Annotated in this window: 10 protein-coding genes; 3 read left to right on the plus strand and 7 right to left on the minus strand. The window is 61.8% G+C overall.

The features are described 5' to 3' along the window. Positions 1 to 219: 219 nt before the first annotated feature. The 7 genes from ABSB13_RS15020 to ABSB13_RS15050 all read right to left on the minus strand — a co-directional run bounded on the left by ABSB13_RS15020 (position 220) and on the right by ABSB13_RS15050 (position 9301). Positions 220 to 2250 (minus strand): cation:proton antiporter, encoded by a 2031-nt coding sequence (locus tag ABSB13_RS15020; RefSeq protein ID WP_428110006.1) that lies wholly within the window; start codon positions 2248 to 2250, stop codon positions 220 to 222. Positions 2251 to 2359: 109 nt separating this feature from the next. Then, on the minus strand, positions 2360 to 2827 hold the full coding sequence (locus ABSB13_RS15025) for a hypothetical protein (protein WP_428110007.1): 468 nt from the start codon (positions 2825 to 2827) through the stop codon (positions 2360 to 2362). A 128-nt stretch (positions 2828 to 2955) separates the two neighbouring features. Beyond that, a complete protein-coding gene (locus ABSB13_RS15030) occupies positions 2956 to 3462 on the minus strand; it encodes a hypothetical protein (RefSeq protein WP_428110009.1) in 507 nt (168 codons plus the stop codon). A gap of 199 nt (positions 3463 to 3661) precedes the next feature. Further along, entirely contained in the window at positions 3662 to 4588 is a 927-nt protein-coding gene (locus tag ABSB13_RS15035) for an aldo/keto reductase (RefSeq protein WP_428110017.1), read from the minus strand. A gap of 111 nt (positions 4589 to 4699) precedes the next feature. Continuing rightward, the gene (locus ABSB13_RS15040) at positions 4700 to 6973 is read right to left on the minus strand and encodes a sodium-translocating pyrophosphatase (protein ID WP_428110011.1); all 2274 of its coding nucleotides are present in this window, start codon (positions 6971 to 6973) and stop codon (positions 4700 to 4702) included. Positions 6974 to 7316: 343 nt separating this feature from the next. Then, positions 7317 to 8285 (minus strand): right-handed parallel beta-helix repeat-containing protein, encoded by a 969-nt coding sequence (locus ABSB13_RS15045; RefSeq protein ID WP_428110012.1) that lies wholly within the window; start codon positions 8283 to 8285, stop codon positions 7317 to 7319. Positions 8286 to 8389: 104 nt separating this feature from the next. Beyond that, complete coding sequence (locus ABSB13_RS15050; protein ID WP_428110013.1) at positions 8390 to 9301, minus strand: right-handed parallel beta-helix repeat-containing protein; 912 nt, start codon at positions 9299 to 9301, stop codon at positions 8390 to 8392. Positions 9302 to 9558: 257 nt separating this feature from the next. On the opposite strand from ABSB13_RS15050, the gene tig reads away from it, so the two are divergent. The 3 genes from tig (at position 9559) to clpX (ending at position 12846) form a co-directional block, all read left to right on the plus strand. Further along, positions 9559 to 10860 carry a trigger factor gene (gene tig / locus ABSB13_RS15055; protein WP_428110015.1) on the plus strand — a complete coding sequence of 434 codons (1302 nt, stop codon included), beginning with the start codon at positions 9559 to 9561 and terminating at the stop codon, positions 10858 to 10860. A gap of 123 nt (positions 10861 to 10983) precedes the next feature. Further along, the gene (clpP, locus tag ABSB13_RS15060) at positions 10984 to 11580 is read left to right on the plus strand and encodes an ATP-dependent Clp endopeptidase proteolytic subunit ClpP (protein ID WP_428110016.1); all 597 of its coding nucleotides are present in this window, start codon (positions 10984 to 10986) and stop codon (positions 11578 to 11580) included. A 15-nt stretch (positions 11581 to 11595) separates the two neighbouring features. Beyond that, positions 11596 to 12846, plus strand: coding sequence for an ATP-dependent Clp protease ATP-binding subunit ClpX (clpX, locus tag ABSB13_RS15065; protein WP_423950428.1), 1251 nt, complete (start codon positions 11596 to 11598; stop codon positions 12844 to 12846). The last annotated feature ends 50 nt before the right edge of the window (positions 12847 to 12896 follow it).

The raw sequence follows: 12896 nt of genomic DNA on the forward strand, positions 1-12896 counted from the left end.
AGGGGTGACCCCTGCACCCAGTATTAAGGCCGCCCGCCGTTGGCGGGCGCGGCCCCTGCCAACTGTTCCTTCGCGTAGTCGCGAAAAGATGCGCTGCGCAGATTTTCGCGTCTTCTCACAGCGGGTGCAGGGGTCACCCCTGCCCAGGGAAGTGCGAAACCCACGGCGGGTTTCGCATACAATTAAATTTCCCTTGGCTTAGCTCAGCTCGGGCGCGCGTCACCCCTGCCCCTGCTGGAGGAGTTGGCGGGCGGCGGCGACGGCGGCGCTTGAGCCGGCCAGTTCGAGGATGTCGCCCGGCCGCAGAATTTCCTCGCCGGTCGGCACCACAACTTCCGCGTCGCCACGTCCTATCGCGAGCACCACGGCGCCGCTGCTGGTGTGCAGATCCAGTTCGGCCAGGCTTCTGCCGACTCCACCGCTGTCGGGCCTCACGCTGACCGGCGTAATCATCCCGATGCCGGGGACCTCGTATGACTCGCCTTCGGCGCCGGCGCGAGTGCCTCGGAGCGCGGTGGCGATCAGCCGCGCCGCATCGCGAACCTGCCCCTGCATCTGGCGCGCGCTTCGGGTCACGACGATTATCATCAGCGCGACCGTGATTACGATGATTCCGATCCCTTCAACCGGCGCCATGAACGGCTGAACGATCGCGAGCAGGGGCACCGCAGCGACCAGCAGAATCGTGATCTGCAGCAATTCGATCACCGCGTTTACCGCGCTGGCGCCACTGCGGGGAAGCTCGGCGAAGGCGCGCGACGCGAGCGCCGCCGCCAGCCGCCGCGACGCGAAATACATCGCGGCCGTGGGCGCGGCGCATAGCAGCAGTGCGAACAGGTCCACGTACAGGCCGGCGGAGAAATACGGCAGATGCTCGAGGCTGGCGACCGTGGAAGTAACGTCGAACGGATCGAGTTCGTTGACGATCAGAATCGCGCCAATCAGAACTGCGCTCGACACGATCGCGGCCGTCGGCCATCCGACCGAATTGGCGTCCCGGGCCGGCTGTGCCGCGTTGCGTATCCGCTCGAACCACGAATCGTAGAGCGCCTCGAGCACCTTGAGCGGCCGGGGCATCCGCCCGGAAATGAATTCGGCGATCGGAATCGAGCTGCGAATCATGTAGGGCGTCAGGAAGGTGGTGAGTGCGGAGACCGCAACGGCGAGCGTGTAGAGAAAATCGCGGGTGGCGCCCGTCTTCAGCCCCGCGGCGGCAATGATGAATGAGAACTCACCGATCTGCGCCAGGCTCATGCCGGCTTCGATCGACGTTTTGGCGCCGACGCCGCTCAAGACCGAGGCGAAGCCGACTGCGAAAATCTTCCCGCCGATCACCGCGGCGGTCAGCACGATCAGCGCGGGCCAGTGCTGCGCTATGAGCGCGGGATCGATCATCATGCCGACGGAAACGAAGAACACCGCGCCGAATATGTCGCGCAGCGGGGCGACCAGATGCTCTATCTGCCCGGCTTGCCCGGACTCCGCTACCAGAGAGCCCGCCAAAAAAGCGCCGAGTGCCACCGAATAGCCGGCGTGCTCGGCGAGGATCGCGAAGGCGAAACAAATGCCGACGACCGCGACCAAAGTTGTTTCGGGCCGGCCCATCCGCACCACCATCCGTACGAAAGGCGGCACGACGATGAATCCGATACCGACGAATGCCACCAGGAACAAAATCAGGCGCGCGACCGTCACCGTCATCAACGACGCCGACACGCTCGCGCCCGACGCCAGCGTGGTCAGAATCGCGAGCTCGACGACGGCGGTGAGATCTTCGGCGAGCAGAATGCCGAACACGAGTTCGCGCAGGCGCTCGGAGACCGGAGTCTCCTGGTAGGCCTTGGCAACGATGGTCGTGCTCGAAATTGAAAGCAGCGCGCCGGTGAAGATGCATTCGAGCGGCGTCCAGCCGAGCGCGCGCCCGCATAGGTAGCCGAGCCAGATCATGAAGCCGACCTGGAGTGCGGTGATGAAGCCCGAGGTCGGGCCGAGGCGAATCAGCTTGCGCACGCTGAACTCCAATCCGAGCGCGAACATCAGAAGGATCACGCCGAATTCGGAGAGCGTGCGGATGCGGTCGGGATCGGCGAACAGAGGAATCGGGACGTTAGGGCCGACGATCATGCCGGCGATCAGGTAGCCGACGACGACGGGCTGGCGGATTTTCTGAAAAATGATGGTGGTGATCGCGGCGACGCATAGCACCATCGCGAGATCTTCGAGGAACGTGTGTGAGATGAGTGCGTGCACGGCAGCGTCGGCGCATCTTAGCTTGTGGCGCACGGATCGAGCGAGGGTGGAAGTGCGGTCGCGGGCCGCGCCCGCCAGCGGCGGGCGGCCTTAACGGTGGGTGCAGGGCTCAGCCCTGCTCCTGCCCCTGCCGCCACGAGAAACCTGCGGGCGCGGTCGCGGTGACCAGCGCAATCGGAACCCATAGCGTGAAGATGAATCCGAGCATCGGCGAATGCCATAGCCAGAACAGCCCGTAAACCAAGTAGGCGGCTAACAGCGCCCCGTGCAGCATCGTTCCCGGCTCGCCCAGCCGCTCGTCGATTCGCGAAAACAGTTTCGACGCCAGCATCCCCTGCCCCAGGCAATGCCACGTGCCGTAAAAGCGGCATCGCCGGCAGATATTGCTGGTCGCCTCGAACCACAACGCGCCCAGCAACAAGAGTCCGAAGATCGCGGCGCCCGCGCTGTGCCCGGATGCGATTGAGAGCGCGAGAATACTGAACAGGATCAGCCCGCCCAGGCCGACGACGCGAAACATCGCCGGCGTCTGCAGGAGGTAAATGAATGGCTCGAAGGGGCCGGGGTTGCGTCGCATATGAGGTGAGTACGAACGACCAATCTACTCGTTACCGGAAAGCGCGCAAGCGGACGCCTACCTCCGGCACCCAAGCCGGGCAACCGCCGACCACCCGTCGCGCGCGAGCTTGAGCGCAGTCGAAGGGCTCAGGGGTTGGGTTTTCCCGCGGAACCCGAAGCGGTGTTGGTGTGCTGCTTCTCCAATTGCTTGAACATCTGCCGTGCTTGCTGCACCGCGGCCGCGCGAACGTATGCAGCGCTCACTTCCAGATCCTTCAGATCTGAAGTGTCGCATCCGGGATGTTTGTAGCGGAACGTATAACGCACGATATTTCCGGCCGCGTCTTTCCAATCGCCAAGCCATTGGTGAACACACAGCTTGGGGTCCTTAATTCCGTGCGAGAATTCCTGCCAACCGCTCACTTGCGATGACGGCAAAGCGGGGTCGAGGAAATCATACTTCAAAGGTTCCCAGCCGGCCTTTTGCAGCTTGTGGGAAATCGAATCGACAACCTCAGCGGCTGGAAACTTCGCATCGACATGGTAGGTAAGCTGATCGCTCCAGCCCACCCTGCCAGTCCATACGTTCGTGGCATTGGGGGACGTGAGCAAGGCGTCGGAGGGTTCAGCCGCGATGACGAGACCGCCGCGCAAGCTTGCGCAAATCGCAATGAAGAGAAGGAAAGCGGTGTGTACCGGTCGAAGAAGCATTGCTCCAGTAGTCTCCCTGCGGCTTGATTTCACAATTGTCCGGAGGATAGTCGCCCGTCAATGGCGCCTGCATCCGAGGTTACGGCGTCCCGCGCGCCGCCGACACTATCGCCCGTCTGTTTGCTGTCCGTGGAACGCATCGCTAGCGCTGTCCAGCCCAATCACGCGACGCGACCGCGCGCCATCGAGCGCGAATCGCTTCGTACTGCGCAGCCGGCAGCGGCCCGGCGTTGGCGTGCGCGATATTTTGCGCGATGCGCTCGGGCCGCGTCGTGCCGACGATCGCGGTGGTCACGCCGGCGGTGCCGAGCGTGAATCTCAGCGCGATCGCGACCGAATCCTCGACGCCGCCGCGGAGAAAATCGTAGTCGAGCGCCTGGATGCGATCCCAATACGGCCGCGCGTACCAATCGCCCGGCGGCTGTTTACCGCTGCGCCAGGCCGCGTTGGCGATCGGCCGCTTGACGATCACTCCCATCCCACGCGCGGCGGCCTTGGGCAGCACGCGATCGATCGCTTCCTGGTCCGCGATATTCAACGAGATCTGCACAGTGTCGAACGCGCCGCTTTCGACCGCATACACCGCTTCATCGGAGTCGGCGCTGCATCCTGCGAAGCGCGCCTGTCCGCGCTCGCAGGCCTTGCGGATAACCTCGATCACGCGGCCGTCTCTCAGAGTCGCCAGCGGCGGGCTGTGGAACTGGATCACATCGACGTGGTCGGTGCGCAAGTTCTTGAGACTGCGCTCGATGCTCCGCGCGAGCATCGCGGGTTCCCAATCCGGCTGCGCGTAACCGGCGGCGCGCTCGGACGCGGACCCAAGCGGCGCGTGCCCGCATTTGGTCATCAGGACAACTTCGCCGCGCCGCCCGGCAATCGCCTTGCCGATCAGCGCCTCGCCGTCGGCGTAGCACTCGGCGGTATCGATCACGTTGATGCCGGCGTCGAGCGCGGTGTTGAGGATTTTATCGACGGCCTTCTGCGCGACCGCCTGGTAGCCGATTTCGGAGCCGCCGAAGCCAAGCGTGCTGACGCGAAGTCCGGTCTTTCCCAGTGCGCGATATTCGATTGCCATCGGGATGAACCGCGAAGATACGGAAAATCGGGAAACGAAGCAAAAAGAAAAGGGCCGGACGACGATGCGTCCGGCCCTTCAAGCAATGCGAGCTGTGAAATCCGCTCAGGCGGCCCGCTTGGTCTCGATAGCCAGGCTCTCTTCCGCGATCGAACCGCGCTTGGAGAAAGTGACCGCGATCGAAAGCGCGATGATCGCCGTCACCACCACCGCGACGCGCAGTGAAGTCACGTGGCCGAGCGCAACCGTGGTGAACGGCGCCGCTAAAATCGCGACCAGGTTCATCACCTTGATCATCGGGTTCAGCGCAGGGCCCGCCGTATCTTTGAACGGATCGCCGACCGTGTCCCCCACCACCGAGGCTTTGTGCACGTCGGTGCCCTTGCCGCCCAGGAATCCGTCCTCGATCTTTTTCTTGGCGTTGTCCCAGTTCGCGCCCGCGTTCGACATGAAGACCGCCATCAGCTGGCCGGTCAGGATCGTGCCGCCGAGGAACCCGCCGAGTGCGCCCGCACCGAGGCCGAAACCGACCAGCAGCGGCGAGAAGATCGCCAGGATTCCCGGCCCCAGCAGCTCTTTCTGCGAAGCGGCCGTGACGATATCCACGCACGCGCCGTAGTCGGGCAGCTCTTTGCCCTCCATGATCCCCGGATGCGTGCGAAGCTGGCGGCGGACCTCGAATACGATCTGATAGGCCGCGCGGCTGACCGCCTTAATCGCGAATGAACTGAACAGGAACGGCACCGCACCGCCGATCATCAGGCCCACGAACACGGTGGGCATATTGATCTGCACGCCGATCGCGCCGAGATGAGCCTCATCTATAAATGACCGGAACAGCGAGACCGCCGCCAGCACCGCGGTCGCAATCGCCAGGCCCTTGGTGAGAGCCTTGGTGGTGTTGCCGATCGCGTCCATCCAGGACAGCGTCTTGGACGCCTCCTCCTGATGGATTCCGCCCATCTCGAAGATGCCGTGGGCGTTGTCGGTGATCGGTCCGTAGGTGTCCATCGCGAGGATGAAGCCCGTGGTCGTGAGCAAGCCCAGCCCGGTCAGCGCGATTCCGTAAAACTGGAGCGCGAGCGACTCGTGGAAAATCGCCATCGCGCCGATGATCGCGGCCGCGATCACCAGCAGCGCCCATACCGACGACTCGAGACCCTCGGCCATGCCCGACAGGATCAAAGTCGCCGGGCCGGTGCGCGCCGCCATCGCGGTTTCGGTAACCGGGCCCTTGTCCGGATGCGTGAAATAGTTGGTGAGCCACAGCGTCACGACCGCGAGAATGATTCCGAGCGACGCGCAGCAGGCGAAGCGCCAATCGGTCGCGCCGGTGCGCGGGTCGTCGAGGTAAAAATAATTCACGACGAAGAATCCGATCACGGATGCGATCGCCGAGGTCATGTAGCCGATTGTGATCGGGCGCATCGGATCGAGCATTTTGCCCGCCGGCACGCGCACCGCAATGATTCCTATGATCGAGGAAAACACGCCGACGCCGCGCAGGATGAGCGCGAACATGATCAGTTTGACCGCGAACGCGCCCGCGTTCTGGCCATAAATGGCGATAAAGTCCGACTCCTGCAGCGCGTAGGCCGCCAGGATGATCGCGGCGACCAGTGTCACCTCGTAGGACTCGAAGACGTCGGCCGCCATGCCGGCGCAGTCGCCGACGTTGTCGCCGACGTTGTCGGCAATCGTAGCGGGATTGCGCGGGTCGTCTTCGGGGAGATCCTGCTCGATTTTGCCGACCAGGTCGCCGCCGACGTCAGCCGCCTTGGTGTAGATTCCGCCGCCCACGCGCATGAACAGTGCCGCCAGCGAGCCGCCGAAGCCGAATCCGACGAGCACCTTCATCGCGTTTTCGCGGAACACCAGGAAGATGATCGTCGCGCCGAGCAAGCCCAGGCCGACCGTGAACATCCCCGAGACTCCGCCCGCCTTGAATGCCAGTTCCATCGCGCCCTTGAAGCTGGTCAGCGCGGCGTTGGCGCTGCGGACGTTGGCCTTGACCGCCAGCCACATACCGACGTAACCGGCGCTGTAGGAGGCGGTGACGCCCATCAGGAAGGCGATCGAGATGCCCAGCGGCAGGTACAGGCCCTGATAGACGTTGCGGTACATGAGGAACAACGCGATGAAGATGGCGGCGACGAACCAGATCATCGTTCTGACCTGACGTCCGAGGTACGCCATCGCGCCGAGTTCGATCGCGTCGGACACGTCGGTCATTGATTTTGGTCCGGGGTCCGCCGCCAGCACTACGCGTATCAGCACAACTCCGTAGGCCAGCGCGACCAGCGCCGAGACCAGCACCAGCCACAGGATCATGACCTGTCCGCTGGTTAAAGTGGGCAGAACTATATTCGCTTCGCTCATCGCAATCCGAGTCTCCTGAAAAGGTCGAGGTTTGTTTTAGGGCGCCGCCCGCTGTGCAATTGAATCGCGCCGTTCATAAGCCGGGCGAATACGCTCTGGGTATCTGGCGCAGTCTAGGTTTTCCTGAATACGAAGTCCAGTTATTCGCGGGGTGTTTGAGCGGCACTGGATGCGGGCTTCTTTCGGCGCTTTTTGTGTCATCCCGAGCCAAGCCGAAGGAATCCGGATCCGGGATTCTCCCCTTCGGCCGCACCCAGGACTTCGGCTCAAACGCTGCCGAAAAGAAAGAGGCCCCGGCGCGATGGCCAGGGCCCCGGAGATCATGGCGCGACGAAACTTGGGATCACGGCGCCTTCAGGTCCACGTTCGCGCACGGTCCGCCCACGACCGTCTGCACCAGGTTGCCAGACGAGTTGCCTTGCGCCGTCAGCGATGCGGTGCTGCCCCAGCATTCCATCCTCACCCCGGTGACGTTTTTGTTCGCTTGCACGCCCGAGATAATGGCAAACTTTCCGACGCTATTAACTCCGTTACCGGCATTTCCGGTGGATTTGCTCTCAGTGACCATGTTGTCGCCGGCCGTCGGGAACGTGATGCCGTCGCCGCCGTTGTTTGCGATGGTCGATTTGATCACGCCATTGTCGCCGCTGGCCAGTTCGATGCCGACGCTCGAATTTTTCTGGATTTTGCTGCTGATCACGAAATTGCAGCATGCGTCCATTTCCACACCTATGCCGGTGTTGTTGGATACGGTGCTTCCAACCAGGAGGTTGTCGTCGGAGTTGATGTAGATTCCGCCATCGCTGTTACCGTTGGCCTGTATTTTCGTCAAGCTGCTGTCGTCCGATTCGATTTCGATGCCAGCACTACCGTTGTTGTTCGCCTTGACCGCATTCAACGTATCGCAGCACCTGTCGATGTAGATCCCGTCGCCCGTATTCTTCGACGAATCGACGTTGGATATTATCGCCAGGCCCGAGTCCTCCAGGTCGATGCCGTTGTCGAAGTTGCGGATTTTGCCGTTGGCGATAATCGCGTAATCGCGTTCGGAGCCGTCGTCGACTATCCCCTCGCCGGTTCCGCTGCCGGTAATCGTTTTCCCCTTCATGTCGATCGCGACATTGGGCGCAGCAATCACCAGGCAGTCGCCCATGGCAGTCAGGTTGCTTGTCAGGTAATAATCCCCAGCCGACGACAGCGTTCCGCACGCTGAAATTGCAGTAGCGGCGCCCGCGCGCCCGCACAATCCTCCAATCAGCACCGTCGCAAATAGCGCGGCCGTAAGGCTGCGCGCCGACAATTTGATATTCATCGTAACCTCCCATCGAAGATCCCGATCGATGCGTGGTCGCGCGCCGGGATTAAATCTGGACATCTGGGGTATTGGTTCGAATCCATCGGGCTCAAGCCGTCTTGCTACAGCGTGTTGTTCAACTGCGTGCATGTGCCGCCGCTGGTCGTAAGTGAACCGCCCGTGTTGCCCTTGGCCGTCAGGCCCGTGATCGCTCCCGGACATCCCACGTTGGCGCCCGCGTCATGGTTTCCGTCCGCTTGGCTGTTCGTGATCTGGTTGTTAGTGGTGCGCAGGAAAATCCCGTCTTTGCCATTGCCGCTGGCGTTGGTGCTGGTGACAAGATTGTAGTCATCGATGAGATTCACACCGTAGCCCAAATTAGTCGCCACCGTGCTTTCGATGACGAAGTTGCAACAGTCGTTCATATCGACGCCGTCACCACCGTTGTGCTCCACCTTGCTCGAAACCAGGAAGCTGCAGCATCCATCCTCCACGACCCCAGGCCCGCTGTTGCCGGAAATAGTGCTGTTGGCGACCGTTGTGCAGCAATCGGTTTCGACTATGCCGCCGCCCGCGCCGTTGTTGTTGGCCTGGACGTTGTTGATCGTGTAGCAGCAATTCAGGGCGTCGATCCCGATGGTGCCGTTGTTGTTCGCCGTTACGGAATCGAGCGTGCTGCAGCAGCCTCCGATCAGGACTCCGGCGTCGGCGTTATTCGACGAGTTAACGTTGCGAATCACCACGCAGCACGAGGTGTCGAGTCCGATGCCGACGTCGAAGTTGCTGATCTTGCCGTTTGCAATCGCCATCGACGAGAAGCCCCCGCCGCCGTCGGAGATTCCATCGCCGGTCCCGTTACCGGTGATGGTGTGGCCCTTCATGTCGAGCGAGACGCCTTCGCTGCCGACGACGATGCAGGTACCGGTCGAGGTCAGATTTTTCGTCAGATAGTAGTTTCCCGCCGACGACAGCGTCCCGCACGCTGATACTGCCGTGTCGGCGCGCGACGGCGATGCGGCCAAAAGCAGCGCCAACGCGCCCAGCGCTCCCAGCGCATATCCCTTAAAACGCCTCTCAAACGACATATTTCCTCCCCGACCGCACTGCTGGGACTGCGCTAAATCGGATCGAACGCGCCGCACCCGGTGCGCGCGGATTTCGAAGGCGCTACAGGCGGTTGCAAAACCATTTACCCGCCGGGTCGAGGATATTGCAATAAGGGTGCGTCATTTCGGCTTGGTCGGTTGATTCCGGCAATCGCGGTGTGTTTATCTGTAAAGGTTGAACCGCCATGAATGTAAATATCGAAGAACCCAATAGTCTCCGGCGCAAACTTACGATTGAAGTCGAGCCCGACGAAATCAAGCATGAGCTGGATCGCGCATTCAACGAACTCAAACGCGGCGTTGTGCTCAAGGGCTTCCGCCCCGGCCATGCCCCGCGCAATCTGCTCGAGCGATTTTTCGGCGAGCAGGTCCGCGGCGAGGTAATTCAGAAACTCGTCAAGGAATACACCGACAAGGCGCTCGAGGAGCACGACCTCAAGCCCGTGGTGGCGCCCGAAATCGTCACCGAACAGACCGACCTGCAAAAAGACCTGTCGCTCAAGTTCAGCGCGACGTTCGATCTGCGCCCCAAGATCGAGGTCAAGGACTACGAAGGCCTCAAGGTGCCCGAGTCCAAGGTCGAAGTCACCGACACGGAAGTCGAAGAAGCGATCGAGCGGTTTCGCGAGCGGCAGGCGACCCTCAAGAAGATTGAGGATCGCACCGTCGTCGAGGACGGCGATTACGCACTCGCCCTGGTCGAGGCCTTCGAGGACGGCAAGCCGGTCTCGCCCACCAAGCCCGAGGATCGGCTGGTCGAGGTTTCCGAGCGCGCGCTCGCCCACGGCGTGTTCGAAGTGCTCAAGGGCGCGGAGCTGGGAATGCAGACGAAGGCCTCGAAGACCTACCCGGCCGACTACAGCCACAAAGATCTCGCCGGCAAAACGATCGAATGGCGGGCGACGCCCAAAGAGATCTATCGGCGCGAGTTACCGACCGTCGATGATGACTTCGCCAAGGATCTCGGCGACGAGAACCTCGCGGCGTTCCGCATCCGCGTTCGCGCCGATCTGCTCGCGCACGCCCAGCAGGAGGCCAATGCCCGCGCGCGGCAGGGACTGCTCGATATCGTGATCGAGCGCAATCCGGTCGAGCTGCCCGAATCGCTGGTCGCGCGCGAGCTGAGCGCGATGGAGGCCGAATTGCATCAGACGCTCGAAGCGGGCGGCCTGTCGCATGAGGAAGCCGGCGAGCGGGTCAAGCAGAATGCCGACGATTTGAAGACGCGGGCCGAGAAGCGCGCACGCACCGGGCTTATCGTGGACGCGCTCGCGGAGCAGGAAAAGATCGCGATCAATGACGAGGAGCTCGGTGAGCGGGTGGCGACCATCGTGACGCAAAGCGGGCGCAATCGCGACCGCGCCGCCGAGTTTTACCGCAGCCCGGAGAATCGCGAGGCGCTGCGCCAATCGATGCGCCGCGAGAAGGCGCTCGACTTTATTTTGAGCCGCGCCAAGCGTGAAGATGCCGCATCCGAGCCGAAGTAGCGTCGATGCCACTTCGCTCGGAGCCAATCACGGTTGCTCCCCCATTTCCCAGACGTTACAATTTGAAGGCGTCGGCGGCCTGCTCTCGACTGTCGCGACCTGGCTGTGGCGCGGACCGGACTTATGAGCAACCTGGTACCGATTGTCGTCGAACAGACCGGCCGCGGAGAGCGGGCCTATGACATTTACTCTCGCCTGCTGAAAGACCGCATCGTTTTTCTCGGCACCGAAGTCAACGACGACGTCGCCAACCTGGTTACGGCTCAATTTCTGTTCCTCGAATCCGAAGATCCCGAAAAAGAGATCAACTTTTACATCAATTCGCCCGGCGGGTCGGTGACGGCCGGGATGGCGATTTACGACACGATGGAGTTCATCCGGCCTCCCGTATCGACGCTGTGCCTGGGTCAGGCGGGCAGCATGGGCGCAATCCTGCTGCTCGCGGGTGCCAAGGGCCGGCGCTACGCGCTACCGCATTCGCGAATCATCCTGCATCAGCCGCTGGGCGGGATGCAGGGACAGGCGAGCGACCTGGAAATACACGCCAAGGAAATTTTGCACGCGCGGGAGGACATCAACAACATCATAATGAAGCATACCGGACAGAATCTGCGTAAGATCGAGAAGGATACGGATCGCGATTATTTCATGTCGCCGCAACAGGCGGTTGAATACGGACTGATCGATGAGGTAATCGTTAGCCGAAGGCCCTCCAAGTGAGCCACGGGAGGCAGTATGGCCAAGCATGACGACCGCTCGGGCAACCTGGTTTGCTCATTTTGCGGGAAGAGCCAGGACGAAGTTCGAAAGCTGATTGCCGGCCCGACGGTTTATATTTGCGACGAATGCATCGACCTTTGTAACGACATAATCGCCGAGGAGACTGACAGCGAGGAAGCCTTCAGCCAAAGCTCCGCGGTGCCCAAGCCCGCCGAAATCAAGCGGGTGCTCGATCAGTACGTGATCGGTCAGGAGCGCGCCAAGAAAATCCTCTCGGTCGCGGTCCACAATCACTACAAACGAATCGACTCGCAGATGGTGACCGGCGACGTCGAGCTGCAGAAATCCAACATCCTGCTGATTGGCCCGACCGGAGTCGGCAAGACCCTCCTGGCGCAAACCCTCGCCCGCTTCCTGCAGGTGCCGTTCACCATCGCCGACGCGACTTCGCTGACCGAGGCCGGCTACGTCGGCGAGGACGTCGAGAACATCATACTGTCGCTGCTCCAGAACGCCGACTACGACATCGAGCGATGCCAGCGCGGCATCGTGTACATAGATGAGATCGACAAGATTGCGCGCAAGGGCGACAACCCGTCGATCACGCGCGACGTGTCGGGCGAAGGCGTTCAGCAGGCGCTGCTCAAGATAATCGAGGGCACGATGGCGTCGGTGCCGCCCAAGGGCGGCCGCAAGCATCCGCAACAGGAGTTCCTGCAGGTCGACACGACCAACATCCTGTTCATCTGCGGCGGCGCGTTCGTTGGACTCGACGACATCATCCGCCGTCGCATCTCGGGCAAGACGATGGGTTTTCGGGCCGACCTGACGCATCGCGACCCCAAAACGGTCTCCGAGCTTTTATATGAAGTGCAGCCGGAGGACTTGCTCAAGTTCGGATTGATTCCGGAGTTCGTCGGCCGCCTGCCCGTGATCGCGACGCTCGGCGAATTGGACGAGGAAGCGCTGGTGCGAATCCTGACCGAGCCGAAGAACGCGCTGGTGCGCCAATATCAGAAGCTCTTCGACATGGAGAACGTTCACCTGAAATTCACCCAGGGTGCGCTGCGCGCGATCGCGCGCGAGGCGCTCAAGCGCAAGTCGGGCGCTCGCGGACTGCGCGCCATCATGGAAGCAATCATGGTGGACCTGATGTACGAAATCCCCTCACAACCGAACATCAAGGAGGTGCTAATCTCGGAGGAAGTGGTTACTCAGAAGGAGCAGCCGCTGCTGGTCTATCAAAAGACCGCCGAAACCGCATAGCCCGGGAGACTCGAGAACTACAAGATGCTTTTTCGCAATGACAAGAAAGA

This window comes from Binatus sp. (SeqCode), from assembly GCF_050013435.1.
GTDB lineage: Bacteria > Desulfobacterota > Binatia > Binatales > Binataceae > Binatus.